Genomic DNA, 26505 nt, shown 5'->3' with positions numbered 1-26505 from the left:
CCTCCAGATCGAAGCGGAGGTGCTCACCGGCCGGACCGGTGCGCCCGTGCAGGTACGAGAAGTCGGCTCCCGGCAGGATCTCGGCCGTGTTCCGGACCTGCGCGACCGTCGCACAGGCTCATCGCCAGGGCGGCCTCGGTGGCCCGCAGGACGGGACGGGCCCGTGAGTTGCCCATGGACGGAACTCTCACACGCTCCGGCCGGGCCCGGCCAGCGAGTTCCGGGCCGCTCCGGGAGCCCGCGGGTTTGAGCCGGTCCGGGGTGGGGAGAACGGTCCGCGCGACGGGCGACCGCGGGAGGGCCGACAGATGCGGAGCCGTACAGAATCCCGGGCCGGTACGGGCCGCCGGACGGCGACCGCCCCGCGGGCCGGATCCGACGGCCCGCCCGGCCCGGCCCACCCGCTCGGCCGGGATCCCGGGGTGGCGCTGCCGGCGGGGGAAGATCCGGTGGAGCGCGGGCGGGTGTTGCGCCGGGCGCACGCCGTGTTCGCCCGGGACGGGCGGGTGGAGGGCCCGGTGCGGTCGGTGATCGCGGAATCCTGGCGGCGCTGCGTCCGTGCCCGGGTGGACCCGGAGGGCGGCGCGCCGCTGCACCTTCCCGATCCGGCCGAGCTGTACGCCTATCGCGAGCACCATCCGCTGGCCCCGGTGATGCCGCTGATCCGGGACCTGGTCGGGGCGTACGCCGCCCATGGCGGGCACCTGCTGTCCGTCTGCGACGCCCGGGCCAGCCTGCTGTGGGTGGAGGGGGATCCCGATGTGCTGGACCGGGCGGCCGGGCTGGGTTTCGTACCGGGTGCCCGCTGGGCCGAGACGGCGATGGGCACCAACGCCCCCGGGACGGCGGTGGCGGTCGGCCGGCCCGTGCAGGTCTTCGGGGCCGAGCACTTCAGCCGGCCGGTGCACCCCTGGACCTGTGCTGCGGCGCCGGTGTTCGATCCGCGGAGCGGCCGGCTGCTGGGCGCGGTGGACATCACCGGCGGGGACGGGTTGGCGCATCCGCACTCGCTGGCGCTCGTGCAGGCGGTGGCACGGGCCGCGGAGTCCCAACTGGCGCTGCTGGCTCCGGTGGCCGCGCCACCCTCGGACTCGCTGCAGGCGCTGGGCCGGGACGAGGCACTGCTGGTGTGCGGCGGGCGCCGGCACCGGCTGGGCCGCCGGCACAGCGAGATCATGGCGCTGCTCGCCCATCATCCCGGGGGTCTGACCGGGGAGGAACTGCTGGTGGCGCTGTACGAGGACGAGTCCGCCTCCCCGGTGACGCTGCGCGCCGAACTGTCCCGGCTGCGCGGGCTGCTGGGGCCGCGGGCCCTGCTGTCGCGGCCGTACCGCACGGCGGCCCCGCTGAGCGCGGACTTCTCGGCGGTGGGCAGGCTGCTGGCGGCCGGGGCCACCTCGGCGGCGCTCGCCGGATACCAGGGGCCACTGCTGCCCGCCTCGACCGCGCCGGGTGTGGTCCGGTTGCGCCGCCGGATCGAGGAGCAGGCGCGGGCCGCACTGCTGGCCCGGGCGGACGTGGGGCTGCTGGCCGACTGGGTGTGCGCGCCGTGGGGCGGGGACGACCCCGAGGTGTGGCGGGCACTGGCGGCGGCACTGCCGCCGGGGGCCCGACCGGCCGCCCTGGCCCGGGTGCGCGCCCTGGACTGCGAACTGGGCGCGGGGCCGGGTTCCGGCGCGGGGCGGCGTCCCGGCGCGGGGCGGGGTCCCGGCGCAGTGCCTGGCCCAGGTGCAGGGCCGGCTCCCGGTCCGGGACCGGGCCCCGTCGGCGGGCCCGCTTCCCGTCCTGGGCCGGCGAGCGGCGCGGGGCCCGCTTCTGGAACCGGGCCCGCCTCCGGAACCGGTACTGGAACCGGGTCGGCTTCCGCGCGCTCTGCAACGTATCCGCAACCCGTCCGTCCCTAGCCTCCCTGCGAGTGCCGTCCGGCGGAGGGCGGCCGCCCGCAAGGGGAGGACACCGTCATGGCCCGTTTCGCAAGCCCGGGCGCCGAGGGCGCGCTGATGTCGTTCGAGTCCCGCTACGGCCACTTCATCGGCGGGAAGTACGTGGACCCGGTCCGGGGCGGCTGGTTCGCGAACCCGTCCCCGGTGACCGGCGAGGTGTTCACGGAGGTGGCGCGCGGGACGGCGGAGGACGTGGAGCGGGCGCTGGACGCGGCGCACGCGGCGGCCCCGGCCTGGGGGCGTACGCCGGCGGCCGAGCGTTCGGCGGTGCTGCTGCGGATCGCCGACCGGATGGAGGAGAACCTCCAGGCCCTGGCGGTCGCCGAGACCTGGGAGAACGGCAAGCCGGTGCGGGAGACCCTGGCGGCCGACGTGCCGCTGGCCATCGACCAGTTCCGGTACTTCGCCGGGGTGCTCCGGGCGCAGGAGGGGGCGCTGAGCCAGGTCGACGACGACACGGTGGCCTATCACTTCCACGAGCCGCTGGGTGTGGTCGCGGCGATCATCCCGTGGAACTTCCCGCTGCTGATGGCGGTGTGGAAGCTGGCTCCGGCGCTGGCGGCGGGCAACACCGTGGTGCTGAAGCCGGCCGAGCAGACCCCGGTGTCGGTGCACTTCTGGCTGGGGCTGGTCGCGGACCTGCTGCCGGCCGGGGTGGTGAACATCGTGAACGGCTTCGGCGAGGAGGCGGGGAAGCCGCTGGCCTCCAGCCCGCGGGTGGCGAAGATCGCGTTCACCGGCGAGACCTCCACCGGCCGGCTGATCATGGGGTACGCGGCGGAGAACCTGAAGCCGGTCTCCCTGGAGCTGGGCGGCAAGAGCCCGAACCTGTTCTTCGACGACATCTGGTCGGTGGACGACGAGCTGCGCGACAAGGCCCTGGAGGGGTTCACCATGTTCGCCCTGAACCAGGGCGAGGTGTGCACCTGTCCGTCGCGGGCGCTGATCGAACACGGCCGGTACGGGGACTTCCTGGAGGCGGCGGTGGCCCGTACCGAACTGATCGTCCCGGGGCACCCGCTGGACACGGACACGATGATCGGCGCGCAGGCCTCGGCGGAGCAGCTGAAGAAGGTCCTGGGCTATCTGGAGATCGGCCGGCAGGAGGGTGCCAAGATCCTGACGGGCGGCGGCCGGCAGGAGTTGGAAGGGGAGCTGGCGGGCGGGTTCTACATCCAGCCGACGATCTTCGAGGGGGACAACCGGATGCGGGTCTTCCAGGAGGAGATCTTCGGCCCGGTGGTGTCGGTGACCTCCTTCGAGGACTTCGACGACGCCGTCCGGATCGCGAACGACACCGCCTACGGCCTGGGCGCGGGCGTGTGGACCCGCGACATCAACACGGCGTACCGGGCCGGCCGCGCCATCCAGGCGGGCCGGGTCTGGACGAACTGCTACCACGCCTACCCGGCACACGCGGCGTTCGGCGGCTACAAGCAGTCGGGCATCGGCCGCGAGACCCACAAGATGATGCTGGACCAGTACCAGCAGACCAAGAACCTCCTGGTCTCCTACTCCCCCAAGAAGCTCGGGTTCTTCTAGCGGGCCCGGGGCCCCCCGGGGGGCGGGCGGAGGGTTAGGTGATGGCCATGGCTTGTTTAGGATGTGCTCCCGTTCGGCGCGAACAAGGGCGGACTGCACATGCGCGTACTCCTGGTCGAGGACGAACCCGACCTCCGTGAGGTGGTGGCGGCCGGGCTCAAGGCGGCCGGGTATGCGGTCGACGGTGCCCGGGACTGGCCGGAGGCGGAGTTCCTGCTCGATGTGAACGCCTACGACTGTGTGGTGCTGGACCGGATGCTGCCCTCCGGGGACACCCTCCCGGCGCTGGAGCTGCGGCGGCGTTCGGGGTGGACGACGCCCGTGCTCTGTCTGACCGCGCTGCACACGGTGGCCGACCGGGTCGCGGGCTTCCACTCCGGGGCCGACGACTACCTGCCCAAGCCCTTCGCCATGGAGGAGCTCGTGATGCGGGTCGGCAGCCTGGCCCGGCGGGCGGGGGACCGGCTGCCCGTGTATCTGCGGCATGCCGGTCTGGAGCTGGACGCGGCCCGCCGGGAGGTCCGGCGGGACGGGATCCTGCTCACCCTGACCCACAAGGAGTACGCCGTCCTGCGGTACCTGCTGGTCCACCGGGAGACGGTGGTCACCCGGGGTGCGTTGGTGGAGCACTGCTGGGACGAGATGGCCGATCCCGTCTCGAACGTCGTGGACGCCGTCATGGCCGGGCTGCGGCGGAAGCTCGGTCCCCCGGCGTTGATCCGCACCGTCCGGGGCCATGGGTTCCTGCTCACCGGCGATGCCGGGGACACGGGGCACGCCGGGGACAGTGGGGGCGCCGGCGGGCCGGGGGTCCGGTGAGCGGGGCCATACGGCGGGCCGGGCGGCGGGCGTCGCCGGCCCGCCGACGGCTGCGGCGGCTCCAGTTCCGGCTCACCCTGGCCTACACCCTGATCACCCTGGCCGGGGTCAGCGCGCTGTCCTGGATGGTGATCCGCACCGACGAGCGTTCCTGGCGGGCCGCCGCGTACGACGAGATGGACCAGCGCGCCGCCGTGAGCACCTCGCTGATCTACTACACGGACGACGGGCTCCAGCTCGACGGCCTCCACGACGACGAGGCCACTCGCGGCACCCCGCGGGTACTGGTACTGAAGGCGGGGGCCGGCGGGGTGCTGCGGCCGGTGTTCACCTCCCCGGGCCCGGCCGACCCCGTCGTGGCCGAGGACCGGCTGGCCGCGATGGCCCGTAGGGCGATGGAGCGCGACGACACGGTGCGGACGGAGGGGCGGGACTCCGGGGGCGAGGCCGTCTATCTGCTGGCCCGGCCGTTCCACCACGACGAGACGCAGGAGGTGCGGGGGGCGGTCGTGGTGGTGGGCGACCCGTCCCAGTGGATGGCCGAGCACCGCCGGCTGGCGGCTTCCGTGCTCGTCGGGGCCGGTCTGCTGACCGCGCTGGCCGGGGCGACCGGGCATCTGCTGTCGGGCCGCAGTCTGCGCCCGGCGTGGCAGTCGCTGGAGGCGCAGGAGCGGGTGCTCGCCGACGCCGCCCATGAGCTGCGGACCCCGGTCGCGGTCATGCGCAGCTCGGTCGACATCGCGGGCATCGACCCGCGCGGGCTCGACCCGCACCTGCCGCGCATCCGCCGGGCCACCGAGCGGCTGACCGATGTCGTGGAGAACGTCCTCACCCGCGGCCGGCTCCAGGCCGCCGGGTCCGAGCTGCGGGCCGTTCCGCTGCGGCTCGACCAGCTGGTCGAGCAGGCCTGTGAGGAGCTGCCGGCGGGCCCGCATCTGGTGACCACCTCCCTGGACGCCTCCGTGGTCACCGCCGATCCGGCGCTCGTCCGGATCGCCGTCCGCAATCTTCTGGACAACGCGCTGCGCCATGGCCGCACCCCGACCCCCGCGGGGATCGCGGAGGTGCACGTCATGGTCCGCGGCGCGACGGTGGCGGTGGCCGATCGCGGTCCCGGCATCGCGGCCGCCGACCTGCCGGGTCTGACGGAACGCTTCCGCTCGCCGGGCGGCGGCACCGGCATCGGTCTGTCCCTGGTCCGCGAGGTCGCCGCCGCGCACGGTGGCGGGCTCTCGGCCGACCTCCGGCCCGGCGGCGGCACCCTGGTCCGGCTCTCCCTGGGCCCCGGAGGGCCCGGCCCCTCCCACGCGGGCGGCTCGGTCTGAGGTCCGGCCGGTCCCGCCGTCCGGAGGGGCGACCCGCCGAGCGGCGCCGGTTCCGCCCTCGCTCCCGGCCCGCCGCGCTCCCCCGTACGGCTTGATCGGCGGGGCGGTGTCGGTGGCCCCGGCCGCTCCTCATCGAATCCTCACGGTGCCTCGCCGAGGATGCGAACACCTCATCGCACCTCACACGGGAGTACGTGTGCCGAAGCATTCCACCACCCCCTTCCTGCGCCGCAAGGCCACCCTGGCGGCAGCCGCCTCCGGTGTCGCCGTGGCCGTGGGAGCGGGTCTGCTGCTGTCCCAGGCCTCCGCCGGCCAGACCACGTCCGGGCCGATCACCTCCGGGCCGATCACCTCCGGGCAGAGCGCCACCGAGCAGAACGCCACCGGGCAGGCCGCCCCCGCGAAGGCCGCCCCCGCGAAGGCCGCCGCGCCGCGCCCGCCCGCGGCGAACCTGGCCTTCGACTACCAGATCGGCTCCCCCTACACCCCGCCCAAGGGGGTGCGCGCGGTCTCCCGCGACCGCTCCGCCCGGCCCGCCGCCGGGATGTACAACGTCTGCTACATCAATGCCTTCCAGGCCCAGCCGGACGCCCTGGGCTGGTGGCAGAAGAACCACCCCGACCTCGTGCTCCGCGACTCCTCCCGGCGTCCGGTCCTCGACGAGGACTGGGGCGAGGCCCTGCTCGACACCTCCACGGCCGCCAAGCGCACCCGGCTCGCCAAGGTCGTCGGCGACTGGATCACCGGCTGCGCCCGCAGCGGCTACCAGGCCGTGGAGCCGGACAACCTGGACTCCTTCTCCCGCTCCGGCGGTCGGCTGACGAAGGCGAACAACGCCGCCTTCGCCAAGCTCCTCGCCGACCGCGCGCACGCCGCCGGTCTCGCCATCGGCCAGAAGAACACCACCGAGCTGCTCCCCGACCGGGCGAAGATCGGTTTCGACTTCGCGGTCGCCGAGGAGTGCGGCCAGTACGAGGAGTGCGGCGACTTCGCGAAGGCCTACGCGAACCGCGTCTTCGTCATCGAATACGAGGACTCCGGCTACCGGAAGGCCTGTTCCGGCTGGGGGTCCAAGCTGTCCGTCGTCCAGCGCGACCTGGACGTGACCTCCCCCGCCTCCCGGTCCTACCGCTTCCGCGCCTGCTGAACCCCGGGCCCTGACGGCGCCCCGCGGCCGTCGGCCGTGAGGCGGAAGCGCAGTCGGCAGACGACCGCGTCGGTGTCCCTGCGGACGGCGTGGGCGAGGACCGAGCCGCGCCGGTTCTGGAGGATCCGCTGCCAGAGGCGAGCGGGTTCGGTCTCCGGGACGAGTACGGTCACCTGGGCGTCCGGGCGGTCCCGCGCGAGCTCGCGGACGTACACCGACAGGGGGCGGCCCAGCGAGCGGGTCTCCGAGCACAGCTCGGTCAGCTCCACTCCGGGCTTCCACAACTCCCAGTCCCTCCTGAGGGCTTCGGCGATCAGCCGGTCCTCGGGGGTGGGGTGGGTGACGGTCACGGCGTGCACCTCGTCGCCGAGCGAGCGGGCGGCCGTGAGGGCCTGGGCGGTGAGGCGGGAGAGCCCGGAGACCGGGACGACGACCACGGAGCGGGCGCGCCGCGGGGAGTTCGGGATGCGGCCGAGTTCCAGGCGTTCGCCGATCTCGGCGTAGGCGCGGTGGATCCGCTCGAAGGCGAGGACGATCAGCGGCAGCGCCAGGGCGATCAGCCAGGCCCCCTCGGTGAACTTGGTGACGGTGACCACCACCGCCGAGACTCCCGTCAGCAGTGCGCCGAACCCGTTCAGCACGGCCTTCGCCCGCCAGCCGCGCGGGCGTTCGCCGTGCCAGTGGCGGACCATGCCGATCTGGCAGACGGTGAAGCCGATGAACACGCCGATGGCGAAGAGCGGGACGAGGGTGTTGGTGTCGCCTCCGGAGAGGACCAGGAGGAGGGCGGAGACGAGGGCCAGCCAGACCACTCCGTGGCGGTGGACCTGGCGGTCGGCCTTGAGGGCGAACACGTGCGGGAGGTGGTTGTCCCGGGCCAGCAGGGCCATCAGGACGGGCAGGCCGCCGAAGGAGGTGTTGGCGGCGAGCGCGAGCAGCACCATGGTGGCGAACTGGACCGTGTAGAAGGCCGCGTTGTGGCCGAAGGAGGCGTCCGCGAGCTGGGCGAGGACGGTGACGCCCTCGACCGGCTGGAGGTGGAACCGGCCGATGAGGATCGACAGGCCGATCAGCATCACCCCCAGCAGGGCGCCGAGGGCGACCTCGGTGTGCTGGGCCCGGCGGGCGGCGGGGGCCCGGAAGGAGGGGACGGCGTTGGCGACGGCCTCCACGCCGGTCAGGGCGGAGCAGCCGGCGGCGAAGGCCTTCAGCAGCAGGAGCGCCCCGACGGCGGTGGCGCCCTCGCCGAGGGCGGAGGGGTGACCGGCGGCGGACGCGGTGCTGACGGGGCCGTCCCGGAAGAGGCCGACGAGGACCATCGTGAGGATCGAGCCGACGAACACGGCGGTGGGCACGAGGAAGGCCTTGGCCGAGTCCACCACCCCGCGCAGGTTCACCGCGGTGACCAGGACGAGGACGGCCAGGCAGATCCACACCCGCTCCCCGTACAGGCCGGGGAAGGCCGAGGTCAGGGCCGCCACTCCGGCGGTGACGGAGACGGCCACGTTGAGGACGTAGTCCAGGATCAGGGAGGCGGCGGCCACCAGGCTGGTGCGCCGGCCCAGGTGCCGCCTGGCGACGGCGTAACTGCCGCCGCCGTCCGGGAAGGCGGCGATCACCTGCCGGTACGAGGCGACCAGCACCGCGAGGAGTGCGGCGATGGCCAGGGTGACGGGAAGGGTGAACCCCATGCCGTACGCCCCGGCCGCGGCCAGCACGAGCACGATCGCCTCGGGCCCGTACGCCACGGACGCCATCGCGTCGAGCGAGAGGGCGGACAGGCCCTGGAGGGCGGTCAGCCGGTGGCGGTCCCCGGGGGCGGGGAGCCGCTCCCGGGTATCAGGGGGCTCCTCCGTGCCCCGGCCCCGGACCGGGCCACGCCCCAAGCCCAAGCCCAAGCCCCGGCCCCGGCCCCGGGCCCGGCCGCCCGTGGTTCCCGTCTTCCCCGTGTCGATCGCCATCTCCCACCGTTCCTCCGTCGGACAAGCTGAGGACAGCCTCGGAGGACGGCCGGTGGACGGCAACGGTCCTTGACGGTGTCCGTACGGCCACCGCGCAAGTCCTCACGCGTCCTTGACGGTGCCGCCACGTCGGCGACGGCTTGATCGGTTCGATGATCGGCGCTCCGTCCTTGTCGGTCATGAAGTCGCGCCGGACCGGGTCCTCGTCCTTCGGAGCGGGAAGGGACGGGCAGGCGATGCCGTTGCCGTCCGGGTCGAGCCCGTTCGGGTCGAGGGCGTCGGCCCGGAGCACGGCCTGGGCGTCGGCCTGGGCCTTGAAGGTGCCGCAGTCGACCACGTGCCCCTTGCTGACGTAGGGGGCGACGTCGAAGGTGCGCTCCGGGGTCTTGTCGCCGCCGCCGCACGCGGTCAGGGTGAGCGCGGCGACCACCGCGGCGGCCGCGACGACGGCGGCGGAACGGGTCGGCCGGGGCCGGTGGACCGGGATGTTCTCAGGTCGTTCGGTCATGGTCCTACTTCGATCCGGTCCGGAACACCGCGAGCGAGGCGAAGTGGCGCTTGTCGCCGAGTGCCTGCTGTGGGAGCAGGTTGCCACCGTCGGCGACACCGATGCCGCCGCCCTCGGGCCCCTTCGGCCCGTCAAAGGTCCGCTGGGGGACGAAGACCCTGTTGAAACTCTTTAGGACGGCGATCTTCTTCAGGTCGGTCTCCGTGGCAGTCGACTGTCCGCAGAAGGGGATATGCCCCGCGGGCGCTGTCCCGACGATGCGGTCCATTCGGCCACCCTGGGCGTTTCCGCACCTCGGTCCACCCTGGAGGTGAACGAAGAAACATGGTCGCGACCGGCCACCGCGAGGGCATGCGGACCCTGGAGTCGGGCATCAACGGCCTCGTCGCGGCGGGCACCATCGCCTACCAGGAGGCCCTCCGGCACACCGCCCATCCGGAGGACATCCAGCGGCCGCACGCCGTGGCCGGCCGCGCCTGACCGCCCGTCGATACGATGCGGGGGCTGTGAGGTGCCCGGTCGGGCGTGACCATGAGGAGGTCGTGATGGGCGGACCGGTGAGGCCCGTGGTCGAGGTGCCCGAGGGGGATCCGCCCACCGAGCTGACGGTGCGGGACCTGGTGGTCGGGGACGGGCCGGAGGTGGGACCCGGCATGGTGGTCCGGGTCCACTACGTGGGGGTGACCTTCGGGTCCGGGAAGGAGTTCGACGCCTCCTGGGACCGCGGCGAGCCGTACAAGTTCGCCCTCGGCGGCGGCAAGGTCATCAAGGGCTGGGACCGGGGGGTGCGGGGCATGCGGGTCGGCGGCCGGCGCGAGATCGTGGTCCCGCCGCGGCTCGGCTACGGCAACCGGTCGCCCTCGTCCGCGATCCCGGCCGGTTCGACCCTGGTCTTCGTGGTGGACCTGCTCGACGTGTACTCCGGCCCGGCCGGGTGGAGCGGCTCCCGCTGACCGGGACCCGGGCCGGGGGCGGGGGCGGGGCTACGGTTCGATCAGGCCGGCCCGGATGGCGTAGCGGGTGAGTTCCAGGCGGTCGCGCAGGCCGAGCTTCTGGAGCAGGTTGGCGCGGTGCCGTTCCACGGTCTTGGGGCTGATCACCAGGATGTCGGCGATCTCCTTGGAGCTGTGGCCCTCGGCGACGAGTTTGAGGATCTCCTCCTCGCGTTCGGTGATGGGCCGCTCCGGCAGCGGGTCGCCGGTGCGGGCGCGGTCGAGGTAGGTGCGGATCAGGGTGGTCTCCGCGCCCGGGTAGATGAAGGGTTCGTCGCGCAGTGCGGCGCGGCAGGCCTCGACCAGGTCGCGGTCGGCCACGGACTTCAGGACGTAGCCGGAGGCTCCGGCGCGCAGCGCCTCGAAGAAGTACTGCTCGTTGTCGTACATGGTCAGCATCAGGATGCGCAGCCCGGGGCGGATGCGGGCGAGTTCGCGGGCGGCCTGGAGGCCGGTCTGGCGGGGCATGGCGATGTCGAGGACGGCGAGGTCGATGTCATGGCCGCGGGCCCGGGCCACGGCCTCGGCCCCGTCGGCGGCCTCGGCGACCACGGTCAGATCGGGTTCGGCGTCGAGGATGAGGCGTACGCCCCGGCGGACGAGGGTGTGGTCGTCGGCGAGCAGGATGCGGGCCGGTAGGGAGCCGGATGCCGGTGCGGGACCGGGGGCCGGGGCGGGACCGGGGGCCGGGGCGGGGCCGGGTGCGGGGCGGGTCATCTGGTGGGCCTCGTGGGGTCGGGGACGTCGAGTCGGATCTGGGTGCCGCCGTTCGGGCCGGGCCCGAGGAGGAGTTCGGCGCCGATCAGCAGGGCCCGTTCGCGCATCCCCCGGATGCCCGCCCCTTCGGCCGCCTCCCGCAGACCGTGCCCGTTGTCGCGCACCAGCAACCCCACTCCGCCGGCTCCCCCGCCGCCGCGCGGCAGGGGGCGGAGATGGACCTCCACACGGGTGGCGCCGGAGTGGCGGGCGGCGTTGGTCAGGCCTTCCTGGGCCACCCGGTAGACCACGAGTTCGGCGGACGGGTCGAGGTGGGGCAGGCCGGGGGTGATGTGGGTGGTGACGCCCAGCCGGGGGGTGGTGAACTCGGCGGCCAGGGAGCGCAGGGCGCTGTGCAGGCCGAGTTCCTCCAGGACCCCGGGGCGCAGTCGGCGGGCGATGCGGCGGATCTCGTCCAGGCTGGCGCGGGTGGTCTCCTGGGCCTGGTGGAGGTCGGTGCGTACGGGTTCGGGGGTGCGGTCGGCGGCGTGTTTGAGCTGGAGCAGGACGGCGGTGAGGGTCTGGCCGATCTCGTCGTGGAGTTCCTGGGCGATCCGTTTGCGTTCGCCCTCCAGCGCGGTCAGCACCCGGCCGCTGCTGGTGGCCCGCTCGGCTTCGAGCCGGTCGAGCATGGCGTTGAAGGTCTGGGTGAGTTCGGCGACCTCTCCGCCGCCGCTGACGGTGGCGCGGGCCCCTGGTCTGAGCAGGTCGGCGGTGGCCATGGCCTTGTTGAGGCGGGCCAGCGGAGCGAGACCGACCCGGAGCAGGACGGCGTTGACCACCAGCAGTGCGGCCAGGCCGGCGAGCAGCACGAGCGCCTCACCGAGCAGCACCGGGGTGGAGACGGTGACCGGGCCCAGCAGCAGGGCCACCGCGCCGGTCAGCACACCGGCGTTGAGCAGGAAGATCCGCCAGTACAACGACAACGCCACACACGCCTTTCCGGTCCCGGCCCCATCCTCACTCCGGTGCGGGCCGCTGTCCATCCGTGCCCGCACCCATATGGCGGACGGCTCCGGGGTCGGTGTGCCGGGTGCGGCCGGTCTGCCGGGGGGTGTCGAGGCGGTCGACCGCGAGGGCGGCGGCGATCAGGCCGGCGGCCAGCAGCAGGCCGTGGGGCAGCAGCGCTCCGGTGAACACGGCGGCCAGGGCCAGCGCCAGGGCCAGCGCCGCCCGGGCCCGCCGGCGGGGGTGCGCAGGGGGGCTGTCCCGGCCGGTGGGGTTCTGGGGGCGGGTCACGGTCGTCGCCTCCTTCCGTCGGTCAGGCCAGGGCGAAGTAGCGCAGCCATACGTAGGTCCCGGCCAGCACGGTGGTGACGGCGGTGACGACCAGCCCGTACCGGCTGAACTGCCAGAAGGAGATGTGGTGTCCGGCCCGGTCCGCGATGCCGACGGTGACCACGTTGGCGGAGGAGGCGATGATCGTGGCGTTGCCGGCCAGGTCGGCGCCGAGGGCGAAGGACCACCAGAGCACCTGGGCCCGCTCGGTTCCCCCGGAGGCGGCGACGATCTCGGAGACCACCGGGCCGGTGGAGGCGACGAACGGGATGTTGTCGATCAGTGCGGAGGGCACCACCGATCCGAAGAGCAGGGCCATGGAGGCGCCGAACAGGTTGCCGTCCAGGACGCGGGCGGCCGTCTGGCCGAGGTCGGTGAGGATTCCGGTCCGGACCATGGCGCCGACCATGACGAACAGGCCGGTGAAGAACACCAGGGTCTCCCACTCCACGTCGGCGGCGACCCGGCGCGCACCGAGGCGGGAGGCGGCGAGCAGGACGAGCCCGCCGGAGACGGCGACGACGGAGGGCTCCAGGTGGAGGGTGGTGTGCAGCACGAAGCCGGTCATCACGAGCGCGACGACCACGCCGCTGACCGCCAGCAGTCGGGGGTCGGTGATGGCGTCCCGTTCCCGCAGGGCCGTGACGCGGGCGGCGCGCTCGGGGTCGTAGGTGAAGGAGCCGCGGAACAGCCAGCGGGCCAGGACCGCGAACACCAGGACCAGGACCGTGGTGATGGGTGCCATGTGGAGCAGGAAGTCGTTGAAGGACAGTCCGGCGCGGGAGCCGATCATGATGTTGGGCGGGTCGCCGATCAGGGTGGCGGCGCCGCCGATGTTGCAGGCCATCACCTCGGCGATCAGATAGGGGACGACCGGGACGCCGAGCCGGGTGCAGACCGCGATGGTGACGGGGGCGATCAGCATCACGGTGGTGACGTTGTCCAGCCAGGCGGACAGGAACGCGGTGGTGAGGATGAGGAGCACCATCAGCCGGTAGGGGCGGCCGTGCGAGCGTTTGGCGGCCCAGATCGCGGCGAACTCGAAGAGGCCGGTGCGTTTGAGGACGGAGACGATCAGCATCATGCCCAGCAGCAGGAAGATGACGTTCCAGTCGATGCCGGAGGTTTCGGAGAAGAAGGCGTGTTCGGGGTCGGTCGCGCCGATGAGCAGCATGGCTACCGCGCCGCCGAGTGCCGCGGCGACCCGGTGGACCTTCTCGGTGGCGATCAGGACGTAGACGACGGCGAACACCGCGACGGCCGCCCAGGCGGTGGCGTTCACGGCGGGGGCCGGGGCGGGAGCGGGGGCCGGGGCGTGTTCCGGTCCGGGGGCGGGGGCGTCATGGGCGCGGCTCCGTTCGCAGGTGCTGCCGCGAGCACCCGCGCCCCCGTGAGGGCCGCCCCGAACCGAAGGTGCTCCGGAACCCCACCATCCTCCGGTGGCCCGGTCCGGCGCATCGGGGCCGGCACCCATTTCCCCCTCCCCCGGGCGGGGTGGTCGGGGCGGTCGGGTCAGGGCAGCCGGCCGGCGCCCGCGGACGGGGTGGTGGGGAAGGCGGTCGGGGGGCGGTGGCCGGCGCGGGCGAAGGCGGTGGCGACGGCTTCGGTGACGGTCCGGGCCAGCCGGGCGGGGGTGAGGGCGATGACGGATCCGCCGAAGCCGCCGCCGGTCATCCGGGCGCCGAGGGCGCCGGCCGCCACCGCGGTCTCCACGGCGAGGTCGGTCTCCGGGCAGGAGATGCGGTAGTCCTCGCGCAGGGAGGTGTGGCCCGCCGTCAGGAGCGGTCCGAGGGCGGGGATCCGGCCGGCGGTGAGATGGGTGACCGTCTCGGTGACGCGGGCGTTCTCGGTGACCACGTGGCGGACCAGGGGGGCGAGTTCGGCCGGGAGCGCGCCGAGGGCCTCGGACAGCCGGTCGGCGGGCAGGTCCCGGAGGGCGGGCAGTCCCAGCAGGCGGGCGGCCCGTTCGCAGCCGGCGCGGCGGGCGGCGTACGCGCCGTCGGCGAGGTCGTGCCGGACCCGGGTGTCGATGACCAGCAGGGTCAGCCCGTGGGAGGCGGGGTCGAAGGGCACCTGGTGGTGTCCGGTGGTGCGGCTGTCGAGGTGGAGGGCGGCGCCCGCGGTGCAGCACATGGAGGCCATCTGGTCGAGGATCCCGCAGGGGACCCCGGCGAAGGCGTTCTCGGCGCGTTGGGCGATCCGGGCGAGTTCGGGGGCGGGCAGGCCCAGTCCGTGGAGGTCGTCGTAGGCGGTGGCGACCGCGCATTCGAGGGCGGCGGAGGAGGAGAGGCCGGCGCCGGTGGGCACGGTGCTGTCGATGTGCAGGTCGGCGCCGCCCACCGGGTGGCCGGCCTCGGCGAGGGCCCAGACCACACCGGCCGGGTAGCGGGCCCAGCCGGGGACGGTGCCCGGGGTGAGCTCGGCGGTGCGCAGTTCGGTGGTCCGGTCGCCGCCCTGGGCGCTGTGCAGCCGGAGGATTCCGTCCTCCCGGCGGCGGGCGGCCACCCGGGTGGTGCGGTCGAGGGCGATGGGCAGGGCGAAGCCGTCGTTGTAGTCGGTGTGTTCGCCGATGATGTTGACGCGTCCGGGGGCGGCCCAGAGGCCGTCGGGGCGGCCGCCGTAGAGCTCGCCGAAGGTGCGGGCGGGGTCGGTGGCCGGGGTGCGGGCGGCCGGGTCGGCCGGGGGCGCGGTCATGCCGCCTCCCGCAGGCGCTGTGCGGCGGTCTCCGGGGCGATGTCGTTGATGAAGGCCTCCACCCCGGATTCGGTGCCGGCCGGGTGCTTGAGCCGGTCGGCGGTCCGTCTGCTGGTGAACAGCTCCAGGTGCAGGGCGAGTTCGTCGCCGCCGTGGGCGGGGGCCTGGTGCCAGGCGGAGATGTAGGGGGTGGGTTCGGGGCAGTCGAAGAGCCGGTCGAAGCGGCGGAGCAGGTCGAGGTAGAGGCCGGGGAACTCGGCGCGTTCGGGTTCGGACAGCCGGGTCAGGTCGGGGACCCTGCGGTGCGGGTAGAGGTGTGCCTCGTAGGGCCAGCGGGCGGCGTAGGGCACGAAGGCGGTCCAGTGCTCGCCGCGCAGCACCACCCGGTCGTCCTCGGCGCGGGCCCGGGCCAGCAGGTCCTCGAACAGGTTGCGTCCGGTGGCGGTGCGGTGGGCGGCGGCCGCCGCGGTCATCTTGGCGGTGCGGGGCGGCACGGTGGTGAACGCGTAGATCTGGCCGTGCGGGTGGGCCAGGGTGACGCCGATCTCGGCGCCCCGGTTCTCGAAGCAGTACACCTGCTCCACCCCGGGGCGGGCGGAGAGCCGCTCGGTGCGGTCGGTCCAGGCGTCGAGGACGAGCCGGGCCCGCTCCGGGGTGAGGTCGGCGAATCCGCCGGTGTGCTCGGGGGTGAAGCAGACCACCTCGCACCGGCCGGCCTCCCCGGCGAGGGAGGGGAAGCGGTTCTCGAACACGGCGACCTGGTAGTCGGGGGCCGGGATCTCGCCGGACCGGCCGTCCCGGGAGGGGCAGAGCGGGCACTCGTCGGCGGGCGGGTGGTAGGTGCGCGCCTGCCGGTGGGAGGCGATGGTGACCCAGTCACCGGTGGCCTCGTCGCGGCGGAGCCCGGGGCTGCTGTCGACGGGGGCGAGCGGCCGGAGGTCCGGGGGGCACTCCCGTGCGGGACTTCCGTCGGAGTCGTAGTAGATCAGCTCACGACCGTCGGCGAGTTGCGTGACGCTCTTCTTCATCCCACAAGACTAAACAAGATCCGTCACCATCCACCAGAGTCAAACAGGTCCATCATGTTAGGTTGGGGCATGCATCTGGCCCAGCAGCGACGCGCGTTCATCCTGGAGACGGTGCGCCGCGACGGTGCGGTGCGGGTCGCGGAACTGGTGGAACGGCTCGCGGTCTCCGATATGACGGTCCGCCGGGACCTGGACGCGCTGGCCGCGCGCGGACTGCTGGAGAAGGTGTACGGCGGTGCCGTCGCCGCCCCCGGCACCCGCGTGGCCGAACCCGGGTTCGAGGCGAAGGTCCCGCTGGCCCGGGCCGCCAAGGAGGCGATCGCGGCGAAGGCGGCCGCCCTGGTCGAGCCGGGCAGCGTGGTGGCCGTCGCGGCCGGCACCACCGCCTGCGCGGTCGCGGCCAGGCTGCTGGAGGTCCCCCGGCTGACCGTGCTCACCAACTCCCTCCCGGTCGCCGAACTCCTGCGGTCCGCGGCCCGGGACCGCGGGGAGGCCGCCGCCCCCGCCCTGCTGCTCACCGGCGGCTCCCCCACCCCGTCCGCCGCGCTGGTCGGCCCGCTGGCCGACCTGGTGGTCTCCTCCCTCCATGTGGACCTGCTGGTCCTGGGCGCGCACGGGGTCACCGAGGAGGCGGGGCTGACCACGCCCAACCTGGCCGAGGCGCAGACCAATCGGGCCCTGATCGCGGCGGCCCGCCGGGTGGCGGTGGTCGCCGACCACGGCAAGTGGGGCACGGTCGCGCTCAGCGGCTTCGCCCCCCTGGACCGTGTGGACTGCTTCGTCACCGACTCCGGGATGCCGGCGGCGGCCCGCGAGGTGCTGTCGGCCGCCGTCGGCGAACTCCTCGTCGCGGAGCCGGAGTAGCCTCAGCCGATGGTCCACCGCTGGAGCGGGCCGCCGGTGTCGGCCTGCTGGGTGACCTTGGCGCCGTTGCCGGAGGAGGCCGTGGTGAGCAGCAGTCCGCTCGCCGCCGAGCCCACGGTGTGGGTGCCGTCGGGCTGCCGGAGCACGGTCCAGCGCTGGTTGGCGCCGCCCGTGCAGCTCCACTGGATGATCTTCGATCCGGTGGTGCCGGTCCCGCCCTCCACGTCGGCGCACAGTCCCGACTCGGCGTTCCGCAGTTCGTAGCTGCCGTCGGTCTGCCGGGTGAGGTTCCACCGCTGGTTGGCGCCGCCGTTGGGCGTCCAGGTGATCAGCTGGGTTCCGGGGGTGGTGCTGTGGCCGGGGTTGTCCAGCGCCCTGCCCCCGGCGGTCAGGGTCCGGGGCCCGGTGAAGTCGGCCGTGACCCCCCAGTCGAAGGTGACCGTGCCGGAGGCCGTGCCCGAGCTCGCGGTGACGGTCACCGTGGAGTGGCCGGGGGTGGTGGGGGTGCCGCTGACCAGACCGCCGGGGGCGATGCCCAGTCCGGCGGGCAGTCCGGCGGCGGTGAAGGTGAGCGGCTTCCCGGCCGAGTCGGTGGCCGTCAGCTGGACGGAGACCGCCTTCCCGACGGTGGAGTTCCGGCGGCCCGGGTCGGCCACCGCCACCGTCTCGGGGGCCTCGCCGGTCGCGGTCAGGGTGAGGGTCTGCTCCCCGGCCGTACGGCCGCCCCCCACCGGGTTGCCGGTGGTGTCGGCCCAGCTGCGGGCGGGGGTGGTCTCGGCGAGCCGGGCGGTCTCGGCGGACAGTCCGAGGACCAGGCCGCTGTAGCGGTTGACGAGCTGGTAGGTGCCGGTGGGCGCGCCGGTCGCGGGCGAGGTGCCCCGGATCACGAACCACTGCTGGCCGACGGTCGGCCCGCCCGCCGGGGCGGCGGTGACGGTCGGCCTGGTGCCCCAGGCGCGGGTGGCCGTGGTGGTCGCGGCCACGCCCAGCAGCCCGCCGGTGGCGGAGTTGGCGATGCGGTGGGAGCCGTCCCCGTTGGAGGTGAACAGCCAGGTGTCGTGCCCGGATCCGGTGGGTGCGGTGACCGAGGTGGTGGCGGAGCCGCCGGGGACCTGGGCCAGCGCCCGGCCGTTCGCCGAGGCGATCCGGTACGCCTTGGAGGTGTCGACCGGGGCGGCCGGCCGGGTGGTGCCGATGCTCAGGGCGACGTACTCGCCGCTGGTGCCGCCGGAACAGCCGAAGGAGCAGTAGGAGCGGAAGTCGCGGCCGACGACCATCGATCCGGTCCGGTTCCCGGCGTCCAGGAACCAGCGGTACCAGGAGGCGTTCCGGTGGCTTCCGGTGTCGCCGAGCCGGAACCACTTCTGGGTGGTGAGGTCCTCGGTGGCGTAGATCTCCTGCGGGGCGTCGCCGCTCTGGTCGACGGCCTGGGGCTGGCCGATGTAGAGGCCGAGGTGGGCGTTGTAGGTGATGTCCATGACGAACAGCGGGGAGGTCGGGGGCATCAGTCCGGCGGCGACCTGCTGGCCGACGGAGCCGCTGACGGCCGGGTCGTACTCCTTCGAGGGCGGGGTGTAGCCGGTGCCGCCGCCCGGGCCCACCGGGACCATGTTGCTCTCCCGGCCGCCGACGCCGGGTTCGGACCAGGCGCCGTCGTACCACTTGCGCCAGGAGCCGGGCGCCATCTTCGCGGAGATCGGCGAGCGCGCGACATGGCCGTGGAAGGCGGCCCAGCCGCCGCCCTTGTTGACGACGCGGGAGCCGTAGAAGGCGTAGAAGTAGCCGGAGCCGGTGTCGACGAACAGCCGCTGGTCACCTGTTCCGTAGTGGTACGTCTGCTGCGGGAAGGCGGCGGTGTCGCCGCGGGCGGTGCTGAACGGCGAGGTGATCACGTGGTCCCTGATGGTCCAGGTCCGGCCCTGGTCCCGGGAGACGGCGTAGTCGATGCCGTCGTAGTGGACCCCGTCGCCGAAGGGCTGGGGGGTGAACTCGTTGTGCACCAGGCCGTACCAGTCGCCGGTGTCGGGGTCCACCCACACCCCGGCGAGGTCGCAGTAGTTGCGGTGGGCGTAGCCGGAGCCGGCGGGTGCCGGGGTCGATTCCACCCCGGTCGGGCTGTTGTTGCAGCGCCAGGTGGTGTCGTTGTTGCGGTCCCGGGAGTCGGCGGGGTTGACGGCCTCGCTGAGGGCGGCGGAGCGGGTGGCGGTGTCCATGTCCGTGCCGGTGAAGAAGTTCCACTTGCGCGGGTCGGAGGCGCCGTAGAGGGCGTGGGACTGCTGGAAGTAGAAGGTGCCGTCCTTGTCGATGTACGGGCCGGCCGGGGTGTCGTCCGGGTGCGTCCAGGAGCCCTTGGCGCCGACCGTGACGGTGTATCCGGTCTCGGACGGGACGGCGGCCGCGGCCGCGGGGGTCCCCGGTGAGCCGGTGACGGCGGCGGTGGCGGCCAGCGCGGCGGCGGTGAGCGCCCCGGCGAGCCTGCTGCGGACTGTGGTCACGGGTACTCCCTGATCGGAGGGGCCGGATCCGCGGCCCCGGTGACGGGTGGGGCGTGCGGTGCCTCAGTCGAAGGTCTCGACGTATTCCTCGCAGGGCCCCAGGTCGGGGGCCCCGAGCAGGTCGACCCGGTCGCCGAAGCGGTCGAGTTCCAGGAAGGTCAGCAGGTTGTCCCCGGGGCGCAGCAGCGGGCCCGGGAGGTAGAGGGTGGTCTGCGGTCCGATGTCCCAATGGCGTCCGAGCAGGGTGCCGTTGACCCAGACGAAGCCCTTGCCGAAGCCGGGCAGGGCGAGGAAGGTGTCGGCCGGTTCGTCGAGCCGCAGCCGTGCGGTGGCCATGCCTCGGCCCCCGGCCGGTGCGGCCGCCCCGGTGGCGCGCGCGAGGTCCCGCGGGGTCCACTCGTCGAGGGGCAGCGGGTGCACGGTCCAGCCGTGCACGAGCCGCCGGTCCACGCGCACCCCGCCCAGGATCCCCTTGCCCTGGCCGAGCAGCGGGCCGTAGTTGATCCGGCCCTGGTTCTCGACGAGCAGGTCGACGCGGACGGGCGCGCCGGTGCCGGTGAGGGGGCAGGAGGCGTCCGGGCGGTCCAGGACGGTGAGGAGGGTGCCGTCGGCGAACACCTGGGCGCGGTCGTGGAGTCCGGTGATCCGCAGCTGGTGGGTGCCCGGCGGGACGACCGGGTGGGCGGTGTAGAGGACCAGGCCGGAGGCCTGTCCGAGCTCCTCGAAGGTGGGCGGGTTGGCCGCGTGCAGTGGTGTGGAGACCGCCGTCAGCGCGTCCAGCAGCCCGGATCCCCGCCGGACGGGGAGGGTGGTGGGCGGCAGCAGGGGCGGGTCGCTCGGCGGGTCGGGGACCGGGCCCGTGCGGTAGGGCGCGAGTCTCTCCCGCAGGGCGTGGAACTTGGGGGTGAGCGCGCCGTGTTCGGCGATCGGGGCGTCGGAGTCGTAGCTGGTGACGGTGGGCTGGTAGGCGGTGCCGTTGTGGTTGGCGCCGGCCCACAGGCCGAAGTTGGTGCCGCCGTGGGCCATGTAGAGGCTGAGGGAGCCGCCCCGGTCGAGGAGGGCGCCGACGTCCTGGGCGGCGCTGTCCGCGGCCCGTACGTGGTGCTTCTCGCCCCAGTGGTCGAACCAGCCGTTCCAGAACTCGGCGCACAGGAAGGGTTCCCCGGGGCGGCGTTCGTCCAGCAGGGCGGCGGCCTCCTCGGGGCGCGAGCCGAAGGTCGCGGCCGCGAGTTCGCCGGGCAGGGTGCCGCCGTCGAGCATCAGGGGGGTGGGGCCGTCGGCGGTGAACAGCAGCTCGGATATCCCGCGCGCGACGAGTCCGTCGCGCAGGTGGCGGAGGTAGGTGTGGTCGTCGCCGTAGCTGCCGTACTCGTTCTCGATCTGCACGGCGACCACGGGACCGCCGTGGGCCGTCTGCCGGGCGGCGAGGAGCGGGACCAGGACGTCGAACCAGCGGTCGACCTCGGCGAGGAACTCCGGGTGGCTGCTGCGCGGCCGCATGCCGGGGCGGCCGGTCAGCCAGGCGGGCAGTCCGCCGTTGTCCCACTCGGCGCAGATGTAGGGGCCGGGGCGGACCACGGCGTCCAGTCCGGCCTGCCGGGCGAGCCGGAGGAACCGGGGCAGGTCGTGCCGGCCGTCGAAGCGGAAGCGGCCGCGGGCGGGCTCGTGGAAGTTCCACGGCACGTAGGTGTCCACGGTGTTGAGGCCGAGGGCGGCGACGCGCCGGAGGCGGTCCGCCCACTGGTCGGGGTGGACCCGGAAGTAGTGCAGGGCGCCGGACAGCACCCGGTGCGGCCGTCCGTGGCGCAAGAAGCCGCGCTCGTCCCAGCTGAGCGCTGATGTTAGCGATGACATTCTGCTGACCACGCTCCCCGAATGGCTGGTGGCCGAAACTATGGCAGAGACTGTTATCGATGCCAAGAGAGCGTGCAAGGCTGGCGGTACCATCGCCGGATCGGCCCGGACGGGCCCGGATCGGCCCGGACGGCACGAGGGGGAACCATGGCGAGGCAGGGCGGCACCGGGGACGGGGCACGGCCGCCGGGCATGGCGGACGTGGCCCGGGTCGCCGGGGTGTCCGCGCAGACCGTCTCCCGCGCCCTCGCCGGACACCCCCATGTGCAGGAGGCGACCCGGGCCAAGGTGCTGGCCGCGGTCGAGCAGCTCGGCTACCGGCGCAACAACGCGGCCCGGATGCTGTCCTCGGGCCGCAGCCGGACCATCGGCGTGGTGACCCTCCAGACCGGCTCCTACTCCCGGGCCGCCGTCACCTCGGGGATCGAGGGCGCCGCCCGCGAGGCCGGCTACGCGGTCAGCACCGCCACCACCACCTCGCTGGACACCTTCGCCATCGAGGGCGCCCTGTCCCGGCTCGCCGACCAGGCCGTGGAGGGGGTCATCCTCTCGGTGCCCCTGATCCACAGCAGCGGCCGGATCGAGCAGCTCACCCGTTCCACGCCCACGGTCACCATCGACGGCTCCCGCACCGAGGCGACCGAGGTGCTGGCCATCGACCAGTCGGAGGCCGCCCGGATCGCCACCCGGCACCTGCTGGACCTCGGGCACGCCACGGTCTGGCACATCGCCGGTCCCGCCCAGTGGCTGGAGGCGGCGGACCGCCGCGCGGGCTGGCGGTCCGCCCTGGAGGAGGCGGGCCGGGCCGTGCCGCCACCGCTGGAAGGCGACTGGTCACCGGGCTCCGGCTACCGCAACGGGCTGGTGCTGGCCCGGATCCCCGATGTCACCGCCGTGTTCGTGGCCAGCGACGAGATGGCCTTCGGGGTGATCCGGGCCCTGCACGAGACCGGACTGCGGGTGCCGGAGGACATCTCGGTCGTCGGTTTCGACGACATCGAGCTCGCCGAGTACTGCTCGCCCTCCCTCACCACCGTCGCCCAGCCGTTCCGGCACATGGGCGCGCTGGCCGTGGCCCATCTGCTGCGCCGGATCGAGGCACCGGGCGACGCCCTTCCCGAACCGGCCCCGGTCGAACCCCGTCTCGTGGTGCGCGCCAGCACGGCGGCCGCGCCCCGGGACGGCCGCTGACGGGTCCGGCACCGGCGGGTCGGCCGGTGCCGCCGGACCGGCGGGACCGGCGCGCCGCTCAGTCCAGGCAGAACTCGTTGCCCTCGATGTCCTGCATCACGATGCAGGACTCGTTGACGCCGTCCGCCAGCATGGTGCGCACATGGACGGCGCCGAGCGCGGACAGCCGCTCGCAGTCGGCCCGCAGCACGGCGAGGCGCTCCTCGCCGACCAGCCCGGTGCCCGCCCGGACGCAGAGGTGCACCCGGTTCTTGACCACCTTGCCCTCGGGAACGCGCTGGAAGAGCAGCCGGGGGCCGGCGCCGGAGGGATCGACGCAGGAGAACCACTTCACCTCGTGGTCCGCCGGCAGGGAGCGGTGGTAGTCGTCCCAGGTGTCGAACCCCTCGGGCACCGGTGAGACGACATAGCCGAGCACCTCGCACCAGAATCGGGCGAGGCGCTCGGGGTCGGCACAGTCGAAGGTGACCTGGAACTGCTTGATCGTGGACATCGGCGCACCCTAACAAGGGCTCCCCCGCCCGGTCGCGGCATTTTCCGCCGGGCGACCGGGCGGGGGGGCGGGGGCAGCGGGTGCGGCCGGTCAGGGCCTCACTTGCCGCGGTAGGCCTGGTGCACGGTGAGCGAGGAGCGGTTGCCCTGCCGGTCCACGACCAGGGCGCGGAAGGAGATGCCCCGGCCCGGGTCGGGGTTGCGCACCAGGGCCCGGCCGTGCTGCACGGGGAGCGCCTTCCAGGTCCTTCCGTCGTCGTACGAGGCGTACACGGCGAAGGACTTGAGGTTCCCGCCGGCCGCGGCGCCCTGCACGGTCAGCGGTACCGGGCGGAGCAGGCGGGCCGGGGCGGTGCCGTCGAGGGCCACGTCGGCGCCGAAACGGACGGTGGACAGGGGCAGCCGGGTCGCGGCCGCCGTGGTGGCGGACCGGAACTCCCAGCTCGCGTCGATCCGGGTGGAGGAGGCGGCGACCGCGGGGTCACGGGTGAGGGAGGTGGTGAGCCGGTAGCGGGCTTCGCCGGCCGGGACCTTGAGCGGGGTGGCGCCGGGCGGGGCGGCGGTCTCGGAGACCTTCAGTCCGTCCCGGTGGAGCGTGGTGCGCGCGGAGGCGAGCAGGGAGCGCCCGGCGTGGCCGCGGCCGTCGGTGTGGAAGGGGATGTCGCCGGTGATCTCGTCGCCGGTGCGGGTGAGCCCGTAGCGGGTGTCGAGGCGGGGGCCGAACACGGCCGTGTTGAAGACCTCGTGGTAGCTCTGCCCGCCCCGGTACTCCTTGGGCTCTTCGGGGGCGAAGCCGGTCTCGGTGTCCCAGCCTCCGTCGGTGCCCGGACGGGACTGCTGGAAGCCCATCTCCCAGCGTGCCCCGTCGAGGGTGGACAGGTGCAGGGTGCGTTCGGTGGGCAGCCGGCGGCCGGGCGCGGCGGGCGAGAAGAACGGGACGGGTGCGTCGGGGAGGGTGGCGGAGGGGAAGAGGAACCCGGTCTTGCCCTCGGCGGAGGCGCCGAGGCCCACGCGTACGGCGGCCAGGTCGCCGGTGCCCAGGTGCCGGGTGTAGCCGGTGGGGAAGCGGGTGGCGCGGCCGCCGACCGTCACCCGGTAGTCCTCGGTGCCGTTGGTCCAGGAGCCCGACCACAGCTGGGCGAGCCCGGAGGCGACGGGCGGGCCGACGTGGGCGGTGCGCAGGGTGCCGAAGGAGTTGAGGACGACGGCGCTGGAGGAGCCGAACTCGCCCTGCTCGTAGGTGAAGACCGCGAAGGCGTCCTCGACGGTCGCGGCGGGGTCGGGCACGGTGATGTCCACCGGCTTGGCCGCGCGGGCGTCGAAGGCGACGGTCTGCGGGCCGGTGACCTCCAGGACCGGCTGGACCAGCCAGTCGGTGACCCCGGTGGTGCCGTCGTCGATGTGGGACTCCAGGTAGTAGGTGCCCTTCGGCAGCCGGAGCCGGGGGGAGGCCGAGGTCTCCGAGAGGGTCTCCCGCTTCCCGAAGAGGCCGGGGACGGAGCCGGTGACGCTGGTGTAGTAGGTCGCGGCGGGCCCGCCGTCCCGGCCGGTGTGGGCGAACTCCACCTCGTACGACTCGACCTCGCGGTCCACGGACGCCGGGGTGCGGACGCGCTGGCCGTCACCGGCGGCGAGCACCTGGACGGTGTAGAGGCCGTCGACGGTGCCGCCGGGCCGGGTGTCCGCGGACAGGTCCACGGAGGCGGTGCCGCCGGCCGGGACGGTCACCCGGTCGGTGCCGAGGGCGAAGAACCCGGCGGGCGCGGGCCTGCCCTGCGGGTCGCGGGCGTCGAGGGTGAGGGCGAGGGTGACGGGCCGGTCGCCGCTGTTGCGGTAGGTGAGCTTCCGCGTCTGCACCGGGTCGTCGGCGTGCGGCCAGCGTGCGACACCGAAGTCCAGGCCGGACTGCTGGGGGAACACGGTCTGTTCCAGGGCCGCGTCGACCCGGACGCGGCCGCTGCCGCCGGCGAGGACCCCGAACGGCCCTTCCTCGGCCGAGCCGACCAGGGCGCCCTTGAGTTCGGCGGAGCCCCACTTCGGGTTGCGCTGCTTGAGGATCGCGGCGGCGCCGGCGACGTGCGGGGTGGCCATCGAGGTGCCGGAGATCGTCAGATAGCCCTCGGGGTCCTGGCCGTGGATCTCCGAGAGGAAGCTGTTCGGTGCGGCCGCCGCCGTGATGTCCACGCCGGGGGCGCTGACATCGGGCTTGACTCCGCCGTCGCCGACCCGGGGGCCGCGGCTGGAGAAGGGGGCCAGGGCGCCGGAGTCGTCGACGGCGCCGACGGTGAGGGCGGCCTCGGCGCTGCCCGGGGACTCCACGGTGGAGGCGTCCGGGCCGGAGTTTCCGGCCGCGACGGCGAAGAGGACCCCCTTCTCGGCGGAGAGCCGGTTGACGGCCTCCTCCAGCGGGTCCAGTCCGGGGGTGTCGGTGCCGCCGAGGCTGAGGTTCACCACGTCGGCGCCCTCGGCGACCGCCCATTCGATGCCGGCGAGCACTTCGGAGTCGCTGCCGAAGCCGTTGTCGTCGAGGACCTTGCCGCTGATCAGTCGGGCGCCCGGGGCGACGCCCCGGTGGCTGCCGCCGGACCGGGCTCCGGTGCCGGCGGCGATGGAGGCGACATGGGTGCCGTGGCCCTGCCGGTCCTCGGCGTCGGGCGCGGAGCTGAAGTTGCGTTCGGCGGCCACCCGGCCGGCCAGGTCGGGGTGGGTCTCGTCGATCCCGGTGTCCAGGACGGCGATCGTGACGCCGGTGCCGTCGTAGCCGGCCGCCCAGGCCTGCGGGGCGCCGGTCCGGGGGACGCTCCGGTCCAGGCTCGCCCGGCGGCCGCCGTCGAGCCAGACCCGGCCGATGCCGGGGGCGGGTGCGGCGGTCCGGGCCGCCGGCCGGGTGTCGGTGAGCGCGGACCACAGCGCGCCGGCGTCCTCGGCGGGGGTCTGGACGGATTCCGCGTTGAGGGTCCGGAAGGCCTTGCGGACGGTGCCGCCGCCGGCGGCCCGGACCTCGGAGCGGGCGGCCGCGGCGGGCCCGGTGTACTGGACGATGACCTTGGGGCCGCCGCGCTGTGCGGCGAGGGTCTCGGGGCGGGTCAGTTCGGTCAGGTCGAACAGCCGCGGGTCGAGCCGGCCCGTGGCGATCAGGCGTTCCGCGTCGGCGGGCACCGCGTGGGTGCGGCCGCCCTGGACACGGATCCACACCGGTATCCGCTCCCGGCCCGGGCCGTGCTCGACCCGGACGGCCCCGCCGCGGCCGTCCACGCTCACCCGGTCCCCGGTGATCAGGGTGACCTCGGTCGGCGGTCCGGCGGCCCGTCCCGTTGCGGCGGGGCCGGCGGGCGGGGCCGCGGGGCCGGTGGGGGTGGCGGCGGCGGGGGCGGCGAGGCCGGTGGTGAGGGCGGCCACGGCGGTGGCGAGGGCGAGGGCCGCCGTTCGGCCGCGGGCGGTGCGCGGGGTCCTGCGTGGTGCTCCGTACAACTCTCTGCTCCTGGTGACGGGATGGGCGCCGGGCCGGGTCGGCTCGGCGTCTTCCTCCGGCAGTCCACCGGTCGGCGGGTTGTTCAGCAGCCCTGTTCCATGCCTCTGAACAACCGTTTCGCATGTGGCTGGTGAGGCTCTTGTG

The 26505-nt window shown here is 74.2% G+C and carries 21 protein-coding genes and 1 pseudogene; 9 read left to right on the top strand and 13 right to left on the bottom strand.

Annotated features, from left to right (window positions below):
* Positions 1-422: 422 nt before the first annotated feature.
* The 5 genes and pseudogenes from ACZ50K_RS05335 to ACZ50K_RS05315 all read left to right on the top strand — a co-directional run.
* A pseudogene (locus ACZ50K_RS05335) lies at positions 423-1661 on the top strand (helix-turn-helix domain-containing protein); the annotation flags it as partial.
* A gap of 300 nt (positions 1662-1961) precedes the next feature.
* Positions 1962-3485 (top strand): acetaldehyde dehydrogenase ExaC, encoded by a 1524-nt coding sequence (exaC, locus tag ACZ50K_RS05330; RefSeq protein WP_468897740.1) that lies wholly within the window; start codon positions 1962-1964, stop codon positions 3483-3485.
* A gap of 99 nt (positions 3486-3584) precedes the next feature.
* A complete protein-coding gene (locus ACZ50K_RS05325) occupies positions 3585-4304 on the top strand; it encodes a response regulator transcription factor (RefSeq protein ID WP_468898465.1) in 720 nt (239 codons plus the stop codon).
* Positions 4301-5629, top strand: a complete 1329-nt coding sequence (locus ACZ50K_RS05320; protein ID WP_468897738.1) for a sensor histidine kinase — start codon at positions 4301-4303, stop codon at positions 5627-5629. The genes ACZ50K_RS05325 and ACZ50K_RS05320 overlap by 4 nt, the downstream gene beginning before the upstream one ends.
* Before the next feature lie 196 nt (positions 5630-5825).
* Positions 5826-6776 carry an endo alpha-1,4 polygalactosaminidase gene (locus ACZ50K_RS05315; protein ID WP_468897736.1) on the top strand — a complete coding sequence of 317 codons (951 nt, stop codon included), beginning with the start codon at positions 5826-5828 and terminating at the stop codon, positions 6774-6776.
* Here ACZ50K_RS05315 and ACZ50K_RS05310 read toward each other — a convergent pair.
* The 3 genes from ACZ50K_RS05310 to ACZ50K_RS05300 are packed head-to-tail and all read right to left on the bottom strand — an operon-like array spanning position 6755 to position 9513.
* Positions 6755-8662 carry an APC family permease gene (locus ACZ50K_RS05310; RefSeq protein WP_468897734.1) on the bottom strand — a complete coding sequence of 636 codons (1908 nt, stop codon included), beginning with the start codon at positions 8660-8662 and terminating at the stop codon, positions 6755-6757. The genes ACZ50K_RS05315 and ACZ50K_RS05310 overlap by 22 nt on opposite strands.
* On the bottom strand, positions 8616-9245 hold the full coding sequence (locus ACZ50K_RS05305; protein WP_468897732.1) for a hypothetical protein: 630 nt from the start codon (positions 9243-9245) through the stop codon (positions 8616-8618). The genes ACZ50K_RS05310 and ACZ50K_RS05305 overlap by 47 nt, the downstream gene beginning before the upstream one ends.
* A 4-nt stretch (positions 9246-9249) precedes the next feature.
* Entirely contained in the window at positions 9250-9513 is a 264-nt protein-coding gene (locus tag ACZ50K_RS05300) for a hypothetical protein (protein WP_468897730.1), read from the bottom strand.
* A 56-nt stretch (positions 9514-9569) separates the two neighbouring features.
* On the opposite strand from ACZ50K_RS05300, the gene ACZ50K_RS05295 reads away from it, so the two are divergent.
* Both ACZ50K_RS05295 and ACZ50K_RS05290 read left to right on the top strand, forming a co-directional pair.
* The gene (locus ACZ50K_RS05295; protein ID WP_468897728.1) at positions 9570-9725 is read left to right on the top strand and encodes a hypothetical protein; all 156 of its coding nucleotides are present in this window, start codon (positions 9570-9572) and stop codon (positions 9723-9725) included.
* 65 nt (positions 9726-9790) lie between these two features.
* Positions 9791-10198 carry an FKBP-type peptidyl-prolyl cis-trans isomerase gene (locus tag ACZ50K_RS05290; RefSeq protein ID WP_468897726.1) on the top strand — a complete coding sequence of 136 codons (408 nt, stop codon included), beginning with the start codon at positions 9791-9793 and terminating at the stop codon, positions 10196-10198.
* A 30-nt stretch (positions 10199-10228) separates the two neighbouring features.
* On the opposite strand, the gene ACZ50K_RS05285 is transcribed toward ACZ50K_RS05290, so the two are convergent.
* The 6 genes from ACZ50K_RS05285 to galT all read right to left on the bottom strand — a co-directional run bounded on the left by ACZ50K_RS05285 (position 10229) and on the right by galT (position 15993).
* The gene (locus ACZ50K_RS05285) at positions 10229-10954 is read right to left on the bottom strand and encodes a response regulator transcription factor (protein WP_468897724.1); all 726 of its coding nucleotides are present in this window, start codon (positions 10952-10954) and stop codon (positions 10229-10231) included.
* Positions 10951-11919 carry a sensor histidine kinase gene (locus ACZ50K_RS05280; protein ID WP_468898464.1) on the bottom strand — a complete coding sequence of 323 codons (969 nt, stop codon included), beginning with the start codon at positions 11917-11919 and terminating at the stop codon, positions 10951-10953. The genes ACZ50K_RS05285 and ACZ50K_RS05280 overlap by 4 nt, the downstream gene beginning before the upstream one ends.
* Before the next feature lie 34 nt (positions 11920-11953).
* Complete coding sequence (locus tag ACZ50K_RS05275) at positions 11954-12232, bottom strand: hypothetical protein (protein WP_468897722.1); 279 nt, start codon at positions 12230-12232, stop codon at positions 11954-11956.
* 22 nt (positions 12233-12254) lie between these two features.
* Complete coding sequence (locus ACZ50K_RS05270; protein ID WP_468897720.1) at positions 12255-13553, bottom strand: ArsB/NhaD family transporter; 1299 nt, start codon at positions 13551-13553, stop codon at positions 12255-12257.
* Positions 13554-13783: 230 nt separating this feature from the next.
* Positions 13784-14965, bottom strand: coding sequence for a galactokinase (gene galK, locus ACZ50K_RS05265; protein WP_468897718.1), 1182 nt, complete (start codon positions 14963-14965; stop codon positions 13784-13786).
* Positions 14962-15993 (bottom strand): galactose-1-phosphate uridylyltransferase, encoded by a 1032-nt coding sequence (gene galT, locus ACZ50K_RS05260; protein ID WP_468897716.1) that lies wholly within the window; start codon positions 15991-15993, stop codon positions 14962-14964. The genes galK and galT overlap by 4 nt, the downstream gene beginning before the upstream one ends.
* A gap of 69 nt (positions 15994-16062) precedes the next feature.
* Between galT and ACZ50K_RS05255 the strand changes: the two genes are divergently transcribed.
* Positions 16063-16857 (top strand): DeoR/GlpR family DNA-binding transcription regulator, encoded by a 795-nt coding sequence (locus ACZ50K_RS05255; protein WP_468897714.1) that lies wholly within the window; start codon positions 16063-16065, stop codon positions 16855-16857.
* A gap of 2 nt (positions 16858-16859) precedes the next feature.
* Here the strand turns inward: ACZ50K_RS05255 and ACZ50K_RS05250 are convergent, their stop codons facing one another.
* Together ACZ50K_RS05250 and ACZ50K_RS05245 are read right to left on the bottom strand one after the other, a co-directional pair.
* Positions 16860-19352, bottom strand: coding sequence for an RICIN domain-containing protein (locus ACZ50K_RS05250; protein ID WP_468897713.1), 2493 nt, complete (start codon positions 19350-19352; stop codon positions 16860-16862).
* 63 nt (positions 19353-19415) lie between these two features.
* A complete protein-coding gene (locus ACZ50K_RS05245; RefSeq protein WP_468897711.1) occupies positions 19416-21206 on the bottom strand; it encodes a glycoside hydrolase family 35 protein in 1791 nt (596 codons plus the stop codon).
* Positions 21207-21353: 147 nt separating this feature from the next.
* On the opposite strand from ACZ50K_RS05245, the gene ACZ50K_RS05240 reads away from it, so the two are divergent.
* Complete coding sequence (locus ACZ50K_RS05240; RefSeq protein ID WP_468897709.1) at positions 21354-22397, top strand: LacI family DNA-binding transcriptional regulator; 1044 nt, start codon at positions 21354-21356, stop codon at positions 22395-22397.
* A 58-nt stretch (positions 22398-22455) separates the two neighbouring features.
* On the opposite strand, the gene ACZ50K_RS05235 is transcribed toward ACZ50K_RS05240, so the two are convergent.
* The gene (locus tag ACZ50K_RS05235; RefSeq protein WP_468897707.1) at positions 22456-22890 is read right to left on the bottom strand and encodes a VOC family protein; all 435 of its coding nucleotides are present in this window, start codon (positions 22888-22890) and stop codon (positions 22456-22458) included.
* Between the two features lie 98 nt (positions 22891-22988).
* On the bottom strand, positions 22989-26360 hold the full coding sequence (locus ACZ50K_RS05230) for a S8 family peptidase (RefSeq protein ID WP_468897705.1): 3372 nt from the start codon (positions 26358-26360) through the stop codon (positions 22989-22991).
* Positions 26361-26505 lie beyond the last annotated feature (145 nt).

Source organism: Streptomyces sp. NPDC033845 (genome assembly GCF_055576225.1).
This window is presented reverse-complemented; position numbering and strand designations above follow the sequence as displayed.